This window comes from Povalibacter sp., assembly GCF_036735925.1.
GTDB lineage: Bacteria > Pseudomonadota > Gammaproteobacteria > Steroidobacterales > Steroidobacteraceae > Steroidobacter.
The window spans coordinates 75,301-96,636 of record NZ_DAINNK010000007.1 but is presented as its reverse complement, the minus strand read 5'-3'; the positions used below and the strand labels follow the sequence as shown (position 1 = coordinate 96,636).

The following is a 21,336-nucleotide window of genomic DNA, read 5'->3' as shown; positions in this document are numbered from 1 at the left end:
GCGGCGCGCTGGCTCAGCACCGATTCGAACAGCGCTTCCTTGGTGCCGAACTCGGCATACAGCGTCGCCAGCGAGCCGCCGGCCTCGCGCACGATGGCGTTGACGCTGGTCTTGGCGAAGCCTTCCTTGAGGAACATGCGCTCCGCGGCGGCGAGGAACTGCTCGCGGCGGGCAGCGAGCTGCAGTGCGCGCGTGTTGCGTGCCGTGGCGCTCATGCGTGTTCGCCGGTCGTCGATACGGCTTCCGGGGCGGCGTGCGGTGCCTTGCGGGCGCGCGACACGAGCACGAAGAACAGCGGGATGAAGACCGGGGCAATGAAGGTCGCGATCAGCATGCCGCCGAAGACGCCCGTACCCATCGACTGGCGTGCCGCGGCGCCGGCGCCCGTGGCGAGAACCAGCGGCACGACCCCGAGCACGAAGGCGAGCGAAGTCATGACGATCGGCCGGAATCTCAGGCGCGCCGCTTCCACGGCCGCATCGAACGCCGACTTGCCTTCGAGATAGGCGCGCTGCGCGAACTCCACGATCAGGATGGCGTTCTTCGCCGACAGGCCGATGAGCACGACCAGCCCGATCTGGAAGTAGATGTCGTTCTCCATGCCGCGCAGCGCCACGAAGCCGAGCCCGCCGAGCACGGCGAACGGCACCGCGAGCAGCACCGAGATCGGCAGCAGCCAGCGGCCGTACAGGCCCGCGAGAATCAGGAACACCATCACGATGGCGAAGGCAAAGGCGAACACCGACGCCGTGCCCGTGCGCTTTTCCTGATACGCCTGGCCGGTCCACGCGATCTGGTAACCCTCCGGCAGCGTGGCCTGCGCGACTTCCTCGACGGCGCGAATCGCTTCGCCCGAGCTCACGCCGGGCCGGCCGTTGCCGACCACCTTCGCCGCGATGAAGCCGTTGAAGCGTTCGAGCTGCTCCGGTCCCGTCACCTCGGTGACCTGCATGAGCGCCTTGAGCGGGATCATCGCGCCGCTGCTCTGCGAGCGGACGTAGACATTGCCCAGGTCTTCGGGATCGTTGCGGAACGGCGCCTCCGCCTGCATCTGCACGCGGAACGTGCGGCCGTAGACATTGAAGTCGTTGACATACAGCGAACCCATCGTCGACTGCAGCGCATCGAACACGTCGCTGACCGGCACGCCGAGCGCCATCGCCTTTTCGCGATCCACCTCGACGCGCAGCTGCGGCACGTTCGGCCGGAAGAACGACTTGATGTCGCGCAGGCGCGGATCGGCTTCGAGGCCCGCCTGGAATTTCTGCTGCGCTTCCGCGAGCTGCGCCGCAGTCGCACCGGTGCGCGACTGCACGTAGACCTCGAAGCCGCCGGCCGAGCCCAGCCCGCGGATCGCCGGCGGATTCAGGATGTTGATGCGCGCCTCGCGGATCGCGGACGCCTCGCCGCTGATCTGGCTGGCGAACTGCGTGGCGGTGATGTCGCGTTCGTTCCAGCGCTTGAGCGGCAGGAAGATGGTGGCGGCGCTGGTCTTGTTGCCGCCGCCGACGAAGTCCATGCCGTTGATGATGATGGCGTAGTCGAGCGCCTCCTTGTTTTCCATCATGCGCTGGAACTGCGCCGTCGCATGATCCGTGCGCTGCAGGCTGGCGCCGTCGGGAAGCTGCACGTTGCCGAGCAGGTAGCCCTGGTCTTCCGGCGGCACGAAACTGCCCGGGATGCGCCAGAACAGCAGGCCGATCAGCAGCAGCACGCCGCCGAAGATCGCGAGCGAACGGTTGCGGTGCGCGAGTGCGCGATCGACGCCCCAGAGGAAGCGGCGCGTCGTCGCGTCGAAGGCGCGATTGAACCAGCGGAACCACTTCGAATCGTGATTCGCCTCGCGCAGCAGCACGGCGCACAGCGTCGGCGTCAGCGTCAGCGCGACGAATCCCGAGATCACCACCGCGATGGCGACCGTGACGGCGAACTGGCGATAGAGCTGGCCGGCGATGCCGGTGAGGAAGGCGACCGGCACGAACACCGCGCACAGCACCAGCACGATGGCGATGATGGCGCTGGAGACTTCATGCATCGCCTCGATGGCGGCGGCGAGCGGCGACATGTTCTTCTCGCGCATCAGGCGCTCGACGTTCTCCAGCACCACGATGGCATCGTCGACCACGATGCCGATCGCCAGCACCATCGCAAACAGCGTCAGCGTATTGATCGAGAAGCCGGCGAGCCACAGCCCCGCGAACGTGCCGATCAGCGACACCGGCACCGCGATGATCGGGATCAGCGTCGCGCGCCAGGTCTGCAGGAACAGATACACGACCAGGATCACCAGCACGCCGGCCTCGGCGATGGTCTTGGTGACTTCGCTGATGGACGCTTCGACGTAGCGCGTCGGATCGAACGGTGTCAGGAATTCCACGCCCGGCGGGAAGGTGGGCTTCAGCTCCTCCATGCGCGCGCGGATCGCCTGCGCCACGTCGAGCGCATTGCCGCCCGATTGCAGGAAGGTGGCCATGCTGACGGCGGGGCTGCCGTTCAGCGTGTTGATGGTGTCGTAGGTCTGCGCGCCCAGTTCGATGCGCGCGACGTCCTTCAGACGCAGCGCGCCATCACCGGCGTCCGCGCGGATGACAATTTCGCCGAACTCTTCGGGCTGCGCCAGCCGGCCGCGCGCCGTCACCGTATAGACCAGTTCCTGCCCGGGCAGCGCGGGCTCCGCGCCGATCTTGCCGGCGGCGTACTGCGCGTTCTGCGCGCGCAGGGCGTTGGCGACGTCCGTTACCGTCACGCCGAGCTGCGCGAGCCGATCGGGCCGCAGCCAGATGCGCATCGAGTAGTCGCGCGCGCCGAGCACGGTGACGTCGGCGATGCCGGGCACGCGCTTGAGTTCGTCGACCAGCGAGATGGTGGCGAAGTTGGACAGGAACAGCGTGTCGCGGCTCTTGTCGGGCGAGACCAGCGCGATGATCAGCAGGATGTCGGACGAACGCTTCTGCACCGTCACGCCGTTGCGACGCACGTCGTCCGGCAGGCGCGGCGTGGCGAGCTGTACGCGGTTGTTGACGTTGAAGACGGCGGTGTCGACGTCGGTGCCGACATCGAAGGTCGCCGTGATCGTCAGATCGCCGGTGGAGGAGGCGGAGGAGTTGAAGTACAGCAGGTGCTCCACGCCGGACAGCTTTTCCTCGATCGGCGCGGCCACCGTCTGGGCGATGGTCTCGGCGCTGGCGCCGGGATAGCTCGCGTTGATGACGACGGTCGGCGGTGCGATCTCCGGATACTGCGCCAGCGGCAGCGTGAAACTCGCGACCAGGCCGGCAATCACGATGACGATCGCGACGACACCGGCCAGCACCGGGCGATCGATGAAGAATCGGGAGAACATGTCAGCGCGCTGCCGAGACGGTGTTCACGGACGCATCGCCGGCGGCCGTGACCGTCAGTGCGACGCCCGGATTCAGCTTCATCAGGTTGTCGACGATCACGGTGTCGCCGGGCACCAGGCCGCTGGTGATGATCCAGTCGCTGCCCGTCCATGCGCCGGTTTCGACAGGTCGCTGCGTCGCCTTGCTCTGCGCATCGACCATCCAGACGTAGCGTCCCTGACCGCCCTGTACGACGGCGGACTGCGGCACCGCGACGACGCGGCGCGTGCCGGCCGCGACACGCACGGTGGCGAACTGTCCGGGGAGGATTTCCAGCTTCGGATTCGGAAATTCGGCGCGCAGCTGCACCGTGCCGAGCTGGCGATCGACGGTGGAGCCGGCGAAGTTCAGCCGTCCGCGGGCTTCGTAAGGCTGGCCGTCGGCGAGCACCAGTTCGACCGGAATGTCGCCCGCGGCCTGCGCGTGCCGCAGGCCGGCATGTTCCGCTTCGGACAGCGCGAAGCGCACCCACACCGGATTGGTCTGCGACACCGTGGTCAGCAGACTCGATTCCGTATTGGCCGTGACGAGGCTGCCTTCCGAATGCAATGCGCGGCCGGTCACGCCGCTGATCGGCGCCGTGACCGACGTGTAGGAAAGATTGAGCTGCGCCTCGCGCACGCGCGCCTGCGCCGCATCGTAAGCGGCCTGCGCCGAGCGGGAGGAAGTCTCCGCTTCCTCCGCGACGCGCTGGCTCACCGCGGAATTCTTGTACAGCCCCGCCACCCGGTCGGCTTCGCGTCGCGACTGATCGCGCGTCGCGGTGGCCTGGTCGGCATCGGCCTTCGCCTGCGCCAGCGCGATTTCGAACGGCGCGCGCTCGATCTGGAACAGCGGTGCGCCGGCTTTCACGAACGCGCCTTCGGAATACAAACGTTTTTCGATGATTCCGGACACGCGCGCCCGGATTTCGACTTCCTTGGCGCCTTCGGTGCGGCCGACGGCTTCGAGGGTGAGCGGCACGGTGCGTTCGCTGACGGTCAGCGTCGAAACGGGTACCGGGCCGTTCGGATGCTCGTTGCCGGCCTTGCCGCAGGCGGCAAGGCTGGCGATCAGAAACAGGCAGAGGAAGGAAGCGCGCAGGCAGGAGGGGTATCGCACGGAGTGCAGCTCGACGACGGAAGAAGCGGCTTAGTGTAGCAATCGCTACACGAACAGGCAGCAGCACTTGCCGGGTCGAGACGAAGGCGGAGCCCTTGCGGGTGAAGGCCGGTGCGTACGTCTCGCCGGCATTCATCCGTTGGATGAAGGCTGATTGCGGGGAAGGCCCGGTCGTCCCGGCACCCGCGCGAAAACGGAATGACGGTCGTTTCCGCGTCGATACATTGCCCGTGTGATCCAGCGCACGCGCACGCAGCGCCTTGCTGCGATCGCGACGCGACCCGCCCGCGGCGCGACTGCGCGCGATTTCACACAGCGGCGGACGCGATGTGTGCACAGATCACCTGCGCTCTGAGCGACTCATCACAGATCCCGATCGCAATGCCGCGCCTATCCAATTTGGGGTATGCGCGCGGCCGCGTGCCTCACTAGGTTCGCGCCGCACTGCACGACGCGCTCGTGCATCCCTCGCGACAACGTTCACTTTGCAGGAGAGATCGAGTGATGAAACCGTATGAGCCCGCAGGCCGGCCCGCCCGGCTCGGCGCCGTCATTGCGCTGATACTGGTGGCAAGCCAGCTGACTGCGTGCGGCGGCAGCGACGACGATTCGCCTACGCCACCGTCGGGTACCCAGCAGCCGCCATCGCCACCGCCTCCTCCTCCTCCTCCTCCTCCTCCTCCTCCGGCGATGGTGGGTCTGACGCTGACGGGTAAAGTCACCGATGAGCCGATTCCGAATGCGGAAGTGACGGCCACCGTGGGTTCGCAGTCGTTCACCACGACGGCGGGCGCTGACGGTTCATACAGCCTCGAAATCGAAATCGAGGAAGCGAACGCGGGCGATTTCGTGACGCTGAACGCCAGGGGCGTGGGCGACCAGTCCTTCGTCGAGTTCACCTCGCTGGCCGGATCGTTCCAGACGCTGCTGTCCGCCGCGGGCGATGACGACACGCTGGAGAGCACCGAGAGTTTCGTCACCCAGATCACCAACGTCAGCACGGCGCAGGCCGTGTTCCTGCAGCAGGCGAACGGCGGTCAGGCCATCACCAGCGAAACGGCGCTCAACGCCGCAGCCTCGCGGGTCAATGCGCAGGACGTGCTGGACCTGGCTGCGGCCATCAAGCTGGCGGTCGACGATGCGGACAACCATCCGCTGCCGGCGGGCGCGACGTCGATCCTGGCGCTGGCGAGCAGCCCGGCTGCGCGTCAGGAATTCATCAACCAGGTCTACACGAACAGCCCTGGCGCCTTTGCCGCGGCGCAGGTGGCCATCGCGCAGGATCCGGAGCTGACCCAGAACGACGGCACGCTGCAGCGCCATCTCGACAACGAGGGTTTCACGACGGCGATGCTCTCGACCGATGCGCTGTTCACGTTCAACTACACCGGGCGTATCGCGCACTTCGATCTGTACGAGAACGGTACGGGCTCGGAGAGCGGCGAGACGTATGACCAGAGTTTCACGTGGGAGCTGAACGGTTCGACGATCGAAGTCACGTATGCGCAGCCCATCGTCACGGAAAGCTGGGACACGGTGACCTGCGGCGGCGTGCTCAAGCAGTACCTCGCGCAGTACTCCACGCCGGGCGCGCAGATCACGTTCCTGAGCGCGAACTCGGTGGCGATCACGCAGACCGCCACGATCGACTACCAGGATGCGGCATGTGCGTCGCTGGACGGCCCGCAGACCTCGACCGTGGCGCGCACGGTGCTGTCGATGGACAACTTCCAGGTCATCGATGTCGAAGAGCTGAAGGGCAATGCCCAGACGATCTATGTCTGGGACAGCACGCAGCAGGCGGTCATCGCCGATGTCGCGGAGATCAATGCCGACGGCACCGGTCGTGCGCTGCTCACCGGTCAGGACTTCACGTGGGAGATGAATGCCGACGGCGGTCCGGAAGAGACCGGCAAGATCTTCCACGCCGAGTTCGACGGCTGGAGCGCCGAGTACCTGTCGTTCCGCGACATCGACGCACTCGCCAGCGACATCTTCTGGGAAGTACGCGTGGGCAACGACGGTTCGGACGGCGTCTTCATGGGCGCCGGCGCATCGGTGTTCGCCGATCCCGAGTACGCCGTGGAATTCACCGCGGAAGACGTGGTGGGTCGCTTCTACCAGTTCGGCAAGGGCGACGAGACCGTGAACGATGCGCGCCTCGGCGGTTTCCGCCTGCGCTTCGACGCGGACGGCACGGGTGCCCAGGAAGTCGACTCGATCAACGCAAACAACGAGGTGGTGCTCGATGCGTCCGTGACCTTCCGCTGGAGCATCGCGGAAGGTCCGGTCGGCGTGGAAGTGGTGGTGAAGCGCACGTACGACACGGTGGCGCGGCAGTTCAACAACTGCGCAGCCAGCGCCACCTGCGTGGTGATCGACGAACGCCGCATCATTCCGATCGTAGCGAACGATGACGGCCGCGTGTACTGGCTGGAGATCCGTCACTCGGCGCCGGATGATGTGTCGACGGCGGCGGATGACACGTCCCCGACCTATCTCGTGCGCTACTACGACTACGAGCCGTTCTCCCAGGCTCCGGCCGACGTGAGCGCCAAGATCAAGGGCGGTGCGAAAGTCACGAAGCAGCGCGAGTTGCTGCGCGGCGCAAAGCAGCGCTGATCGGCGCGACTTGCGGAAGAACGGGAAGGGGCGCGCAAGCGCCCCTGTCTTGTGGGTCCTGTCTTTGATCTTCCTGTGGGGCCGGCTTTAGCCGGCCTTCGAGAGTCAGGCTGAGGCCTGACCTACAGGGAAGAAGAGGCAGTATCCTTGCACGATGAAAATCGCCAAGCCGCTGCTGCTCGTCACCACCCCCATCGGTCTCGCCTTCGGACTCTACGAGGCACATCGCCTCGCCGGCGGACTCGTGTTCCTCATGGCCGCCATGATCGCCGTGATCGGCGTGGCGATGGGCTCGGTGATCATGACGATCCGTCGCGAGCGCCGGGAAGAGGAGGAGAAAGCGCGCCGCTCGCGTGACGCAGAGGACAAGGGAACGAGCTGACCGTGCGTCAGCTCCAGAACGCCGCGACGCGTTCGACCGTCCACAGCGTCGCGATCGTGCCGATCGCATAGCTCGCCGCCAGCCTGACGTTGACGACGGAGCCCGCCATGTAGCGGCGCGCCAGCGCCATCACCGACAACGCAACGCCGACGAAGATCAACTGGCCGATCTCCACACCGACATTGAAGAACAGCAGGGCGACCGGAATGGCGCGCGGCGGCAGGCCCACCTCCGCCAGCGCGCCGGCGAAGCCGAGTCCGTGCAGCAATCCGAAAACGAACGCCACGATCCATGGCCAGCGTTCGGTCACGCCCGGTCTGCCGCGCGCCGTCATGACGACCTCGCGGGCAAGGAACACGATGCTCAGGGCGATCGACACCTCGACGGGCGGTCCCGGTACGTGAATGAAGCCCAGCGTCGCCGCCACCAGCGTGATGCTGTGCGCGACGGTGAACGCGGTGATCGTGACCAGAATCCGGCGCACGCCGCGCACGATCAGCAGCAGGGCCAGCACGAACAGCAGATGGTCGATGCCTTCGAGAATGTGCTGGATTCCCAGGACCAGGTAAGTCCCTGCGACATTCAGTGCGCCGGGTGCACTGTTCACGGTGAAGGACGTGCGCGACGGCGTCAGTCGTTCCACCTGCGTGGATCCATCGAGCCGGATCACACGCACCAGCACCTCCGCCTGCGTTCCCTGCAGTCCGTCGATCCGGATGTCGCGCCCGGCGAGGCCGTGGAGCGTCCGCACCTGCCAGCGTTCCAGCAGGGCGCCACGGATCAGCTCGCGTCGCGGTTCGGAAGCATTACTCGTATCGGATGGCAGATGCACCGTCAGTGCGAGACGTGCATCGCCGAGCGTGGGCACTTTCCAGACGGCCGCATAGTCGCCCGCGCCGAGTTCGGTCAGTTCGAGATAGGCGGGACGGAACACATCCGCATGAGCCTGCCCGACGCAGGCCGCGAGCAGCAGGAGCGCCAGGCGCAGCACGGTTCGCACGTCAGTTCCCGGGCGTTGCCGCATCGGCGAGCCGCTGCCGCTGCGGCAGATCGACGCGAACGGAATACCGCTCGCGCATTGCCCGATAGCCGCGCTCATCGGACAGCCGGCGCTGTTCGTCGCTCCAGTCGCGCGCCAGGACATCGCGCACCTCGTCGAACGATGCCGGCAACGCCGGCTGCTTCGCCGTGATGAGCACCAGATGCAGGCCGTAGCTCGAGCGCAGCGGTCCGTGCCACGTATCCAGTGCGAGCGGTTGCAATTGCGCAGTGAAGTCTGCGCCGATCGTGCGGTCGATCTCCGCGGTATCGGTGTCCTCGAAGCGTACCGGCAGCAGCGTAGCGTCGCCGTGCGCGGCGCTTTCTGCGCCGGTCGAACGGGTCAGCGTCTGCAGTACCTCGCGCGCATGTCGTTGCGCGTCGGGATGCCGGCGAAGATCGATGAAGACCTGCGTGAAGCTGTAGCGGGGCAGCGTGCGATAGCGATCCGGGTTCGCCGACAGATAGGCCTGCAACTGCGCCTCGGTCGGCGCAGTCATTTCGTCGCTCTCCATCAGGAACTGCATTTTCTGCTGCACCCGCCGCCGGATCACGACATCGTCCGCGTCGAGCCCGAGCGCCACGCCTTCGCGATACATCACCTCGTCGCGCACGTGGCGGTCGATCAGGTGCTGCAGCTCGGCGGCGGAGGGCGGGCGTTGCCAGGTGCGCTCGAAGGTGGCGACGAGGTTTTCCACCTGCGCGGCCGAAACGACGATCCCGTCGCGGGGCGCGGGGCCCGTCGATACCCAGCCGTACAACGCGAAGGCACACACCGCCAGCAGCAGGAAATGCAGCAGCGGCTCGCGCAGCCACCGCTTCACGGCGTGTACCAGATGGGCGAGGTGAACGCGCGCTCCTGCGTGATCACCGGCACCTTCGGATCGATCTTCACCCTGAAGTACGCCGCGTCATACGCGGTCCAGCGGGGCGTCGGAATTTCCAGAACGCGCGCGTAGTAGAAAGCCCGCAGCGATGGATCGAACTGCGGATCGGTCCACACGACGATCAGTTCCGGATCGCCGATCGAATTGCTCCAGCTCGCGGTGGCGAGATCCACGGTATTGCCGACGGGCGGCACTCTGCCGGCGGCATCCGGCTTGCGCCGGTCGGCATCGCCCCAGACCACATCGAAGATCCTCTCCTGCAGCTGTCCGTTCCGGTCGAGCCAGCCCTTGATCACCTGGATGCGATCGAGATTGCCGCCGAGCGGATCCTTGGCCGCGGCCAGCAGGAAGGTCGGCGACTTGCCCGGCGGCGCCTTCGGCAGGTCCGCGCCCATCGGCACGCCCTTGGTGTAGCCCATGATGGCGGGATTGCGCGAACGCGCATCGAAGGGCACGAAGTCGTAACCGCCGAAGAAGCGCACGACCATGCGCGGACCGCTCGTCGCATAGGTCTCGCGGCGTTTCATGGCATCCCAGATCGAGGCGCGCGTGTTCTCGAGCGCCCACACGCCGGTGTAGCCGGCCGCGGTCATCTCCCAGCCCTTCACCACGCGATCGCCGAATTTCATCGCGTCTTCGTTCCAGCGATCGTCCCGCGGCTCGGAGGCGACGAACTTGCCGTAGAAATTGTCTTCCTCGGCGGCGGTGAGTCCATTGTGAGTGTCGGTGCCTGCGGCCATGCCGTACTTGAAGGGATTGGCGCCGAGATCCTGTTCCGCCTTCAGTCCGTCCTTGAGCGCCTGGCGCAGGTACTCGTGCTCGATCATGCCGGGCTTCTTGGGCACGAGATTGAGATTGCCGCGATCCCACAGTTCGTAGCCGACCGCGAACTCGTCGGTGGTCGACAGCGACGGATGCGACTCGCTCTGGCCCTTCATCTGGATCGCCTCGAACAGCGGTTCCCAGGGCTGCCGTAGCTCCGCCCACTCCCTGGTCATGGGCCCGCCGAGAAAGGTCTGCAGCTCGAACATGCGGCCGTTCGAGAGGTTGCCGTTGTGCGGAATCGCCAGCAGCCGGCCGCCGGTGGTCTTTTCCCAGTCGGCCATCCATTTCCACAGATCCTCGGGATTCTCGCTGGCGAAGGTCGTCACCGGCAGCACCTTGTCCGCCAGGTCCTTGCCATCGCGGTAGATGACGTTGCGATGCAGGTTGTTGCCGCCGCCGGCGTTGGACGTCCACTCGAAGGCGATGAACGCGGTGAACCGGCCGGGATCGTTGAACTTCTCCATGATGGCGGTGCTGCGACTCCAGATGCTGGTCGCGAATTTGGGATCGGTGAGCGGCGGCGGCAGCTTCTTGTTGGACTGGGCCGCGATCAGTTCGAACATGGCTTTCGCCGCACCGTCCGGTCCCGAATTCATCATGTCGCGCCAGCGTCGCAGCGTGCTGTCGGCCATCAGCTCGGGATTGCCGGTCTTCAATTCGCTGATCGTTCCCATGCCGTCGGAGTGATCGGTGATCGCGACCCAGTCCAGCGGGCGCGACAACCGGACCGGCTGGCCGCTGGTGGCGACCACTTCTTCGCCGCGTGCGAATCGCAATGCGTCTTCCGGGGTCAGGGTCGCGCCCGACATCCCCGCGTCGGCGGACCAGCTCGTGTGAACGTGCTCATCGCCCCAGAGTGGCCTGGATGGCAGTTGCCTGCCGGCATAGGGCGAATAGCCCGGCTTCTTGTAGAAGCGGGCGGCATCCGCCGGCCGCACTTCGCCGATATCGGACGACACGGCGACCTGGGCGTCGGCAATGCCTGTCCAGACACAGCAGCTGCCGATAGTCAGAATCCATACACGACCGAGGTTCCGCATGCCGCGCTCCGCTGATTTCCTGCTGATTGTTGCAATCGCGCGGTCGCAGGGCCGCGTGGCCGAAGGCTGAACCCCAAGGCCCGCTGGCTGATATCCGTAGTAAGGGAAAGGGCCGGCCAGGCCGGCTAGCGCTTCTCGATCACCATGCTCTGGATCGCGCGGCCGAAGTAGCCGCGTTCGTCGCCGAGTTTCGCGAACGCCAGGCCGGCGCCCAGATCGCCGAGCCAGGTCTGCGCATCCAGCAGGATCCATTCGCCGACCGGCATGCGGGCGAGGCTGATCGTCAGGTCCGCGTTGATGAAGGTCCAGGCGTTGAAATCCAGCACCGAGGACACGCCGTTGCAGAAGTCGCTGGCCATCGCGGCGCGCATCAGCGGCGAAAGCGGTACGCCGGCGACCACCGGCCGGTCCGCGCGGAACCAGATGGCGCCCGGTCCAGGCTGACGGAAGCCGCCGCGCACCATGCGCAGCGACATGCCGTGAATGAAGGCCTCGTGGTTGCCGCCGAGCAGGTCGGTCGGTGCGGTGCCGGCCTCCGGTCCGGGCAGCTCGATGCGTTCGTATCCCAGGTGCTCCGGCAATGGCGGTTCGTCGGCGCGGATCTTCAGGACGCTCGCGCGCGTCACTTCGACGCCGCCGGCGAGCAGCGAGATGGCGCACAACTGGATCTTGCGGCCTTCGCGTACGACTTCGCTGCGGATCTGCAGCGGCGCGATCGGCACCGGCCGCAGCAGGTCGATCGTGATGCGTGCGACGCGCATCGGCTCGCGCGTCGCGATGTTCTCCGCCGCCCACGCGACCAGCGAGGCCGGCGCGCCGCCGTGCTGCATGTCCGGACTCCACGGTCCCGCGGCGGAAGGATCGGTATGGGCGAGGCCGTCGTCGATGCGATAGAGCGGGTTCATGCGTCGTCAGTGCCGGATGTCGATGAGTCGAGTATGAGCGAAAGCGCGCCGATTCAGGGGCGCCGGCGTGCGTCGATTCCGACACTGCATCCGCGGAGACGACGGCGGGCGCGGAACGGATCGGGCCTTCAGGGATTGATAGGGCAGGCAACCGTCGACGGAGAACTGACCATGCGCCCGATCCTCATCGCTTCCCTGTTCGTATGCGCTGCAGCCTGCAGTCGCCAATCGCCCGACACCATGACCAACGAGCCGGCTGCCCCGCCGCCTGCAGCGCAAACCCCGACGCCCGCGCAAGAGCAATCGGCCGTGGGCGCGGTCGCCGAGCTGAAAGCAACCCAGGGCAACGGTGTTTCCGGCACCCTGATGCTCTCGCCCATGGACGACGGCATTCACATCAACGGGTCGATCAAGGGACTGACGCCGGGTTCGACTCACGGTTTCCACGTCCACGAGAACGGCGACTGCAGTGCGCCCGATGCGAGCAGTGCCGGCGCTCACTTCAATCCCACCCAGCAGCCGCACGGCGATCCTGCCGGCGCCAGTCATCATCTCGGCGACATTCCGAATGTGACGGCCGATGGCGAAGGCGCCGCCGAAGTGGACATCCATGTCTCCGGCTTGACGCTGCGTACGGGTCAGGCCGACGATGTCGTCGGCAAGTCGATCATCGTTCACGAGAAGGCGGACGACTACACCTCGCAGCCATCCGGCGATTCCGGCAATCGCATCGCCTGCGGGATCATCAAATAACCAGCAAGGACTTCAGTACGCATGCTGTCTGCATTCATGGCGTTCCTGCATCACGCGGCGGCATTCGTCCTGTTCGGCGCCCTGATGGTCGAGATGGTCCTGACGCGCGGCGAACTCGACATGAACTCCGCGCGTTCGCTGATGCGCATGGATGCGGCCTACGGCATCTCGGCGCTGGTGCTGCTGGTGGTCGGGTTCGGTCGGGTGTTCCACACCGAAAAGGGCGCTGCCTATTACTTCGGCAGCGCGCCTTTTCTGATCAAGCTGTCGCTGTTCGTCATCGCGGGCCTGCTGTCGATCCAGCCGACCCGCGAGTTCCTGTCCTGGCGCAAGGCCGTGCGCGAGCAGCGCCTGCCGGATTTCAGCGGCGCGAAGCGCCGCTCGATCCGCACGGTCATCCATGTCCAGCTGCTGCTGATGATCGTCATCATGCTGTGTGCGGCGCTGATGGCGCGCGGCATCGGCTTCATCGGTTGATCGTGCAGGCTCGTCCAGGCTGATTCGCTGCGCGCCCGTCCTGCTGGCGTTCAGCATGAGGTTGCGAGACTGAAGCGGCTGCTTGCTATATTGATCGCCGTGGGTCGTCTCCCGCGACGCATACAACGAAGGGGCTGAACATGAAGAACGGATCGATCGGCGCGACCGGCATCGTCCTCCTGGCATCGCTGTTTGCATCCTTTACCGCCGCGGCTGCGGAGCGAGGGTTCTACATCGGCGGGTTCTACGGGCAGACGAAAACCAGCCTCGATGCGGAGCCGTTCGGCCAGATTGCGTTCAACGTCTACGACTCGTTCTTCTTCACCCCCGAAACGTCCAGCTTCACGCTGGACGAGAAGGATTCCGGCTACGGCTTCCTCGGCGGTTATCGCTGGCTGAGGAATCTGGCGTTCGAAGCGGGGTATGTCGACCTCGGCAAGTACCGGTATCGGGACCAGAGTACGGGGTTCTTTTCCGATCCCGACAGCGAAGACACGTTCGATGCGGCACTGGGCCAGACGCTGAATGTCGAGGAATCGGGAATCATGCTCTCGGCGCTGGGCATCCTGCCGCTGAGCTATCGCACCGAACTCTACGCGCGGGGCGGCGTGCTGTTCTCCTCCAGCGAGATTTCCGGATCCGTCTACGATGAGGTCGACCGCGTGAATCTCGGTTCCGACTCGGATTCGGACGTCGACTGGATCGTGGGCGTCGGCGCCAGTTTCACCGTTGCAGAGATCTATGCGCTGCGACTCGAATACCAGCGCATCTTCGACCTGGGCAACAAGGATCTCTGGGGCGAATCGGATGTGGACGTGGTGAGCCTGGGCTTCACCGTGACCTTCTGAATTCCTGAATCTTCCTGTAGGTCAGGCTTCAGCCTGACTCCTTAAGAAGGCCGGCTGAAGCCGGCCCCACAGGCGGAAACCACGACCTCCACCGGCCGGTGTCCGCCGATCTCCGCACACAGTTGCTGCGGATGACGCAGCCGCCAGATCGCCAGATCCGCCCGCATCCCCACGCGCAGCACGCCGCGATCGTGCGACAGCCCCAGCGCCTTCGCTGCATGGCGCGTCACGCCGTGCAGTACTTCCGTCGGCGTCATGCGGAACAGCACGCAGGCCATGTTCATCGCCGTGAGCAGCGATGCCATGGGCGCGGTGCCGGGATTGCAGTCGCTCGACACGGCCATCGCAACACCGAGCGCGCGCATGCGTTCGATCGGCGGCAACTGTTTCTCGCGCAGGAAATAGAACGCGCCGGGCAAGAGTCCCGCGACGACGCCGGCTTGCGCCATGCGTTCGATGGATTCGTCCGAGCTGTATTCCAGGTGGTCCGCCGACAGCGCGCGATGATGCGCGGCCAGTGCACCGCCGCCGCAATCGCTGAGCTGGTCGGCGTGCAGGCGCAGCGGCAGTCCCAACTGCGCAGCGCGCGAAAAGATCTGCTCAGTCTGTTCGCGCGTGAACGCGATGCGTTCGTGATAGGCATCGACGGCGTCCGCGAGTCCGGCACCGGCCATGGCGGGAAGCATTTCTTCCGTAACGAGGCGCACGTATTCATCCTGTCGACCGGCGTACTCCGGCGGCAGCGCATGCGCGCCGAGGAAGGTGTTGACGACGGAAATGCCGAGCCGCTCGCCCAGCAGCCGGCCGACCTGCAGCATCTTCAGTTCGTTGTCGACGTCGAGGCCGTAGCCGGATTTGATCTCGAGCGTCGTCACGCCTTCGCGCGCGAAGCTCTCCGCCCGCGGCAGCGAATCGGCGAAGAGCTGGTCGACGTCCGCCGCGCGCGTGGCACGCATGGTCGAGACGATGCCGCCGCCGGCGCGTGCGATCTCTTCGTACGTGGCGCCGCGCAGTCGTGCTTCGAATTCACTGGCCCGATCGCCGGCGTGCACGAGATGCGTGTGACATTCGATCAGACCGGGCGTCATCCACAATCCTTCGCCCGGCGAGATGGTCGCGGCCGACCATCGCAGCCGATCCAGCTCGGCACGCGTTCCGAGCCACGCGATGCGACCGTCGCGGATCGCCAGCGCGCCATCGTCGATGTGGCCGATGCTGTCGGTCGCGGCATCCATGGTCGCGAGATCGATCCCGATCCACACGCGATCCCAGACATGCAGTGGCTCGGCGGGCGCGCTCATGAGGCCGAGCATATACTTTCGGCATGCTGCCACGAACGCACTTTCGCTTCGCGCAGGCGAGGCTTGCCGAAGGCTGGCGGGAGAATGTCGTCATCGGTATCGGCGCAGACGGCAACATCGTTGCGCTGCAGCCCGGCGATACGACGACTGAAGCGATCGCAGTGGCCGGCGCCGCATTGCCCGGCATGCCGAATGGTCACAGTCATGCCTTCCAGCGGGCGATGGCGGGGCTCGCCGAGTGTCGCACCGGCGATCACGACAGTTTCTGGACCTGGCGCGAAACCATGTACGAACTCGCGCGCCGCATGACGCCGGAACATCTCAACGCCATTGCCGCGCAGCTGTATGCGGAGATGCTGAAGGCCGGGTATACGACGGTCTGCGAATTTCACTACCTGCATCATCGGCCGGATGGTTCTCCCTACGCCGAGCGCGGCGTCATGGCGCATGCCGTGATCGATGCAGCCGTCGCCGCCGGCATCGGCCTGACCCTGCTGCCCACTCTGTACTGCACGTCCGATTTCGGCGCCGCGCCACCGACGGCGCGGCAGCGCCAGTTCGTTCTCGATGCGCCGCAGTTCCTGCAACTGTTCGATGCGTTGTGTGCAAGACCGCGCGACGCTGCGCAGATCACCGTCGGCGTGGCATTTCACAGCCTGCGGGCCGTGCCGCCGGAACGATTGCGCGAAGTGCTGGATGCGCTGTCGTCGCGACCCGCGTGTCCGATACACCTCCATATCGCCGAACAGGAACGGGAAGTGAGCGAGTGCCTGCGCCATCGCGGCCGGCGCCCCATCGAGTGGCTGCTCGAACAGGCGCCAGTCGACGAGCGCTGGTGCCTCGTACATGCAACGCATGCGACCCATACGGAGCAGGACGCCATCGCACGCAGCCGCGCGAGCGTCGTGTTGTGCCCGACGACCGAGGCGAACCTGGGCGATGGCATCTTCGACCTGCCGCGCTTCCTCGATGCGCAGGGCGTGATGGCCATCGGCTCCGACAGTCACATCTCCGTCTCGCCGGTGGAAGAACTGCGCTGGCTCGAATACCAGTCGCGCCTGCTGCGATGCGAACGCAATGTCCTGGCCGATGACGAAACTTCCACGGGCGCGCGCCTGTGGGATCTCGCCTGCAGCGGCGGCGCACAAGCCTGTGGCCGTAATGTCGGCTCGCTGCGCCTTGGCGCCCGCGCCGACATCGTCGTCCTCGATCTCGATTCGCCGGCGCTGTTCGCCCGCACCGGCGATGCCATCCTCGACACGTTCCTCTTCTCCGGCCAACCCAATCCCATCCGCGACGTCATGGCCGGCGGCCGCTGGGTCGTGCAGGACGGCCGTCACTTCGCCGAGGACACCATCGCTGCCGGCTATCGGCGTGCGGTGCTGGCATTGAAGGATTAGGAGATTGGTACGCAAAGGGCGCAAGGAAGAACGCAAAAGGCGCAAGCAAGAGACTGATGGATGTCGGAAGGAATGAAGGCGGAGATTCCCCTCCTTGAAAGAATCTTTTGTGCTTTTTTGCGTTCTTCCTTGCGCCCTTTGCGTACCAATCCGACTCTCCCTTGCCATACAACCCGCACCGCAGGAACATCGGCTGACACCGTAGCGTCGAGGATCGGCATCATGAATGCGCGGAGTCTGCCAGCGTCGGATCGGTTTCCGGGAGCGCGGCCGGTACGCGCGCCGCGGGGTACGCAGAAGTCCGCGCGCAGCTGGCTCACGGAAGCGCCGCTGCGGATGCTGATGAACAACCTCGATCCCGAGGTGGCGGAGAATCCCGACGAACTCGTCGTCTACGGCGGCATCGGCCGCGCGGCGCGCAACTGGGAATGTTTCGATCGCATCGTCGAGACGCTGCGTGCGCTGAAATCCGATGAAACGCTGCTGATCCAGTCGGGCAAACCGGTGGGCGTGTTTCGCACGCACGAGGATGCGCCGCGCGTGCTGCTCGCGAATTCGAACCTCGTGCCGAAGTGGGCGACGTGGGAACACTTCAACGAACTCGACCGGCGCGGGCTGATGATGTTCGGGCAGATGACGGCCGGATCGTGGATCTACATCGGCAGCCAGGGCATCGTGCAGGGCACGCACGAGACGTTCGTCGAAATGGGCCGGCGGCATTTCGACGGCAATCTCCGCGGCAAGTGGATTCTCACCGCGGGACTCGGCGGCATGGGCGGGGCGCAGCCGCTGGCGGCAACGATGGCGGGCGCGAGCATCCTGTGCATCGAGTGCCAGCAGAGCCGCATCCAGAAGCGGCTCGATACGCGCTATCTCGATGTGCAGGCACCGAACGTCGAGGCCGCGTTGCAGATTCTCGCCAATGCCGAACTCACCGGCGATCCCGTGTCGGTCGGTGTGCTGGGCAACGCGGCCGAGATCGTTCCCGATCTGCTGCGTCGCGACGTGCGTCCGCATGCGGTCACCGACCAGACCTCGGCGCACGATCTGGTCAATGGCTACCTGCCGCTCGGCTGGACGGTCGACAGATGGATCGACCTGCGTGCGCGCGATCCGGACACCGTGGTCGCCGCCGCGCGTGCGTCGGCGGCGGAGCATGTGAAGGCCATGCTCGGCTATCACCGGCGCGGCATTCCGGTCTTCGACTACGGCAACAACATCCGCCAGGTTGCTCTCGATGCGGGCGTGGCGAACGCCTTCGATTTTCCCGGTTTCGTGCCCGCGTACATCCGGCCGCTGTTCTGTCGCGGTGTCGGGCCGTTCCGTTGGGTTGCATTGTCCGGCGATCCCGAGGACATCCATCGCACCGATGCGAAAGTGAAGGAACTGATTCCCGACGATCCGCATCTGCATCGCTGGCTCGACATGGCGCGCGAACGTATCCGGTTCCAGGGACTGCCGGCGCGCATCTGCTGGGTCGGGCTCGGGCAGCGCCATCGCCTGGGGCTCGCCTTCAACGAGATGGTGGCGTCGGGCGAACTCAAGGCGCCGATCGTCATCGGCCGCGATCATCTCGACTCCGGTTCGGTCGCGAGCCCGAACCGCGAGACCGAGAGCATGAAGGACGGTTCGGATGCGGTGTCCGACTGGCCGTTGCTCAATGCACTGCTCAATACCGCGAGCGGCGCGACCTGGGTATCGCTGCACCACGGCGGCGGCGTGGGTATGGGCTACTCGCAGCACGCCGGCGTCGTCATCGTGTGCGATGGCAGCGAAGCTGCCGCGCGTCGCATCGAGCGCGTGCTCTGGAACGATCCCGCCACCGGCGTCGCACGGCATGCCGATGCGGGATACGAGGAAGCAGTCGCGTGCGCGCGCGAGAACGGATTGAACCTGCCGATGATCGGGGATTGAAGGGAAGAAGATTTCACACGGAGATCACGGAGACCACGGAGCAGAGATCAAGAAGGAAGAATTTCCACGGGGGAGGAATGGGAACACGGGGAACACGGGGAAAGAAAATTTCTGTTCCGAGACTCCGTGCTCCCCATGTTCCCTTTCTTTCCCCCCGTGGAAACTCCTCTTCTTCTTTGCCTTGATCTCCGTGTCCTCCGTGATCTCCGTGTGCGAAAGGAGACGATCTTGATGCAGTCCTACCGTTTCCATCGCGGTCCGCAGCCGCTGCTGATCAGTGTTCCCCACGCCGGCACCTCGGTGCCCGAGGAAATCGCGCAGCGCTTCACGGCGGCGGGACGTGCGTTGCCGGATACGGACTGGTACGTCGACCGGCTGTACGACTTTGCCGCCGGGCTGGGCGCGTCCATCGTCACCGCGACGTATTCCCGCTACGTGGTCGATCTGAATCGCTCGCCCGATTCCGCGGCCTTGTATGTCGCCAGTCCGACGTCACCCGTGTGCGCGCTGCAGACGTTCGACGGCGAATCCATCTACCGTTCCGGGGCAGAGCCCGACGCGGCGGAAGTCGCGGATCGCATCGAGCGTTACTGGCATCCCTATCACCAGTGCATCGCCGAGGAGCTGTGGCGCATCCGCTCCGAGCACGGTCACGCGCTGTTGTGGGATGCGCATTCGATCGCCAGCCGCGTGCCTGAGCTGTTCGACGGCGAGTTGCCGGAGTTCAACTTCGGTACCCGCGATCACGCGGCGTGCCCGGAGCACGTCTCGCAGGCACTGCTGCATTCGATCCTCGAGGAGGGCCAGCATTCGGCAGTGCTCAACGGACGTTTCAAGGGCGGCTATGTCACGCTGGCGTACGGTCGTCCCGCCGATCGCATCTGGGCCATGCAGCTCGAACTCGCGCAGCGGACCTACATGGACGAGCCCGTCCGCGCCTGGGAGCCCGGCCGCGCCGCGGCTGCGGCCGCGCGCATCAGCAGCCTGCTGGAGCGATTCATGAAGCTCGCGAGCGACTGACGCCGCTCACGATAGTGCTCGCGCAGCGCCGGATGTGCGTTCGCACACCCGGTGCCGTGCCGCCCCGATCGGACTTTCCACTGTTGACGACGCAACCTGCTTGACCGAAAAATCCCCCTCGGATCCGGCGCCCGGCCGGATCCCGCGCGATCGGGCGCAAGGGGGACTCATGAATGCCGATCTCCTGGACATGTTCAATGCCACGCTGGGCGGCCCGCTGATCCGGCAGCTCGGCAGTTATCTCGGCGAATCGGAGGACACGACGCGGGCGGCGGTACGCGTCGCCGGTCCCGCGCTGCTGGCTGGAGTGATGCAGCGCACCGCCTCGCCGGCCGGTGTGGGCGAGATCTTCCGCGTCGTCACCAGCGACACCGTCGATCCCGGACTGGCCGGAAAGCTTGCCGGGATGTTTGCGAACCGCGGGACGCTGGGCTCGTTGCTGGCCAGCGGCGAATCGCTGAGCGGCCTGGTATTCGGGCCGCGCACCGCGGCGGTCTCGAATGCGATCGCCGACACCAGCGGCGTGCGGCCCAACTCGGCGCTGACCCTGCTGTCGCTGGGGGCGCCGCTGCTGTTCGGCATGCTCAGGAAGTTCGTGGCGAACAACGATCTCGACGCTTCGGCGCTGGCCTCGCTGCTCGCACGCCAGAAGAGTTCGCTGGCACGCGGCGGACTGGATGACCGTATCGCGGGCGCGCTCGGCATCGGCAGTCTCGATACCTGGCTCGGGTCGTTGCCGGGCCGGACCGCGGCCGGTACGGCAACGCTGCAGAAGACGCGCGACAAGGGCTGGCTGCCTTGGGCCATCGCGGCCGGCATCGCGGTATTCGGCGTCCTGTTCTTCGTCAGTCGCACGGCCGAGCATCAGGAGGCGCCCGGCGGGGCAGTGCAGATCGCCGAAGTTCCCGGCGACTCCGAACGGCTGCGCGTCGCGACCGCCGATTCTGCGCAGGTCTATTTCGACAGCGGCGACGCCAGCATCGACGCCGAAGATCGCCAGCGCATCGCGAATGTGGCGAGCAGCGCGCGGGATTCCGAGCGTGCAGTGGGCATCACGGGCTACACGGATCGCACGGGCGATCAGGACCAGAATCTGGAACTCGCCAGGAATCGTGCACAGGCCGTGCGCCAGGCGCTGGTCAGCGAAGGCGTGAGCGAGGATCGCATCGTCATGGATCCGCCGCGCTCCGTCACCGGCTCCGGCACGGACGAAGAGGCGCGTCGCGTCGATATCGACATGCGGTGAGAGGAGAAGAGGATTTCACACGGAGATCACGGAGATCACGGAGATCACGGAGAGCACAGAGGCAAGAGGAAGAAGAATTTCCACGGGGGGAAGAAAGGGAACACGGGGAACACGGGGTCTCGGAGCAGAAATTTTCTTTCCCCGTGCTCCCTGTGTTCCCTTTCTTCCCCCCGTGGAAACTTCTTCTTCTCTTC

Annotated in this window: 17 protein-coding genes; 9 read left to right on the top strand and 8 right to left on the bottom strand. The window is 65.8% G+C overall.

The annotated features are described in order from the left end of the window. The 3 genes from V7D81_RS04225 to V7D81_RS04215 form a co-directional block, all read right to left on the bottom strand. Positions 1-215: helix-turn-helix domain-containing protein (locus V7D81_RS04225; RefSeq protein WP_324314722.1), on the bottom strand; the 215-nt coding region annotated here is incomplete at its 3' end. Beyond that, positions 212-3,343 carry an efflux RND transporter permease subunit gene (locus tag V7D81_RS04220; RefSeq protein WP_324314720.1) on the bottom strand — a complete coding sequence of 1,044 codons (3,132 nt, stop codon included), beginning with the start codon at positions 3,341-3,343 and terminating at the stop codon, positions 212-214. The genes V7D81_RS04220 and V7D81_RS04225, both read right to left, overlap by 4 nt. Before the next feature lies 1 nt (position 3,344). Beyond that, complete coding sequence (locus V7D81_RS04215) at positions 3,345-4,484, bottom strand: efflux RND transporter periplasmic adaptor subunit (protein ID WP_324314718.1); 1,140 nt, start codon at positions 4,482-4,484, stop codon at positions 3,345-3,347. Between the two features lie 501 nt (positions 4,485-4,985). Here V7D81_RS04215 and V7D81_RS04210 point away from each other — a divergent pair. Together V7D81_RS04210 and V7D81_RS04205 are read left to right on the top strand one after the other, a co-directional pair. After that, positions 4,986-7,106 (top strand): carboxypeptidase-like regulatory domain-containing protein, encoded by a 2,121-nt coding sequence (locus V7D81_RS04210; protein ID WP_324314717.1) that lies wholly within the window; start codon positions 4,986-4,988, stop codon positions 7,104-7,106. A gap of 154 nt (positions 7,107-7,260) precedes the next feature. After that, positions 7,261-7,488 (top strand): hypothetical protein, encoded by a 228-nt coding sequence (locus tag V7D81_RS04205; RefSeq protein ID WP_324314716.1) that lies wholly within the window; start codon positions 7,261-7,263, stop codon positions 7,486-7,488. A gap of 7 nt (positions 7,489-7,495) precedes the next feature. On the opposite strand, the gene V7D81_RS04200 is transcribed toward V7D81_RS04205, so the two are convergent. The 4 genes from V7D81_RS04200 to V7D81_RS04185 all read right to left on the bottom strand — a co-directional run bounded on the left by V7D81_RS04200 (position 7,496) and on the right by V7D81_RS04185 (position 12,183). Further along, the gene (locus V7D81_RS04200; RefSeq protein WP_324314715.1) at positions 7,496-8,488 is read right to left on the bottom strand and encodes a HupE/UreJ family protein; all 993 of its coding nucleotides are present in this window, start codon (positions 8,486-8,488) and stop codon (positions 7,496-7,498) included. A 1-nt stretch (position 8,489) separates the two neighbouring features. After that, positions 8,490-9,350 (bottom strand): peptidylprolyl isomerase, encoded by an 861-nt coding sequence (locus V7D81_RS04195; protein WP_324314714.1) that lies wholly within the window; start codon positions 9,348-9,350, stop codon positions 8,490-8,492. Further along, positions 9,347-11,197, bottom strand: a complete 1,851-nt coding sequence (locus V7D81_RS04190; RefSeq protein ID WP_324314713.1) for a DUF3604 domain-containing protein — start codon at positions 11,195-11,197, stop codon at positions 9,347-9,349. The genes V7D81_RS04195 and V7D81_RS04190 overlap by 4 nt, the downstream gene beginning before the upstream one ends. A 206-nt stretch (positions 11,198-11,403) precedes the next feature. Next, complete coding sequence (locus V7D81_RS04185) at positions 11,404-12,183, bottom strand: thioesterase family protein (protein WP_324314712.1); 780 nt, start codon at positions 12,181-12,183, stop codon at positions 11,404-11,406. Positions 12,184-12,354: 171 nt separating this feature from the next. Between V7D81_RS04185 and V7D81_RS04180 the strand changes: the two genes are divergently transcribed. The 3 genes from V7D81_RS04180 to V7D81_RS04170 all read left to right on the top strand — a co-directional run bounded on the left by V7D81_RS04180 (position 12,355) and on the right by V7D81_RS04170 (position 14,261). Continuing rightward, positions 12,355-12,936, top strand: a complete 582-nt coding sequence (locus V7D81_RS04180; protein ID WP_324314711.1) for a superoxide dismutase family protein — start codon at positions 12,355-12,357, stop codon at positions 12,934-12,936. A gap of 21 nt (positions 12,937-12,957) precedes the next feature. Next, complete coding sequence (locus V7D81_RS04175; protein ID WP_324314710.1) at positions 12,958-13,413, top strand: DUF2214 family protein; 456 nt, start codon at positions 12,958-12,960, stop codon at positions 13,411-13,413. 140 nt (positions 13,414-13,553) lie between these two features. Then, a complete protein-coding gene (locus tag V7D81_RS04170) occupies positions 13,554-14,261 on the top strand; it encodes an outer membrane beta-barrel protein (RefSeq protein ID WP_324314708.1) in 708 nt (235 codons plus the stop codon). A gap of 41 nt (positions 14,262-14,302) precedes the next feature. On the opposite strand, the gene hutI is transcribed toward V7D81_RS04170, so the two are convergent. Continuing rightward, on the bottom strand, positions 14,303-15,562 hold the full coding sequence (hutI, locus tag V7D81_RS04165) for an imidazolonepropionase (RefSeq protein WP_324314707.1): 1,260 nt from the start codon (positions 15,560-15,562) through the stop codon (positions 14,303-14,305). A 23-nt stretch (positions 15,563-15,585) separates the two neighbouring features. Here hutI and V7D81_RS04160 point away from each other — a divergent pair, with 23 nt between their 5' ends. The 4 genes from V7D81_RS04160 to V7D81_RS04145 all read left to right on the top strand — a co-directional run bounded on the left by V7D81_RS04160 (position 15,586) and on the right by V7D81_RS04145 (position 21,142). Continuing rightward, a complete protein-coding gene (locus tag V7D81_RS04160; protein WP_324314706.1) occupies positions 15,586-16,962 on the top strand; it encodes a formimidoylglutamate deiminase in 1,377 nt (458 codons plus the stop codon). Positions 16,963-17,184: 222 nt separating this feature from the next. After that, entirely contained in the window at positions 17,185-18,876 is a 1,692-nt protein-coding gene (gene hutU, locus V7D81_RS04155) for a urocanate hydratase (RefSeq protein WP_324314704.1), read from the top strand. 231 nt (positions 18,877-19,107) lie between these two features. After that, positions 19,108-19,896, top strand: coding sequence for an N-formylglutamate deformylase (gene hutG / locus V7D81_RS04150; protein ID WP_324314703.1), 789 nt, complete (start codon positions 19,108-19,110; stop codon positions 19,894-19,896). 169 nt (positions 19,897-20,065) lie between these two features. Further along, entirely contained in the window at positions 20,066-21,142 is a 1,077-nt protein-coding gene (locus V7D81_RS04145; RefSeq protein ID WP_324314701.1) for an OmpA family protein, read from the top strand. Positions 21,143-21,336: the final 194 nt, after the last annotated feature.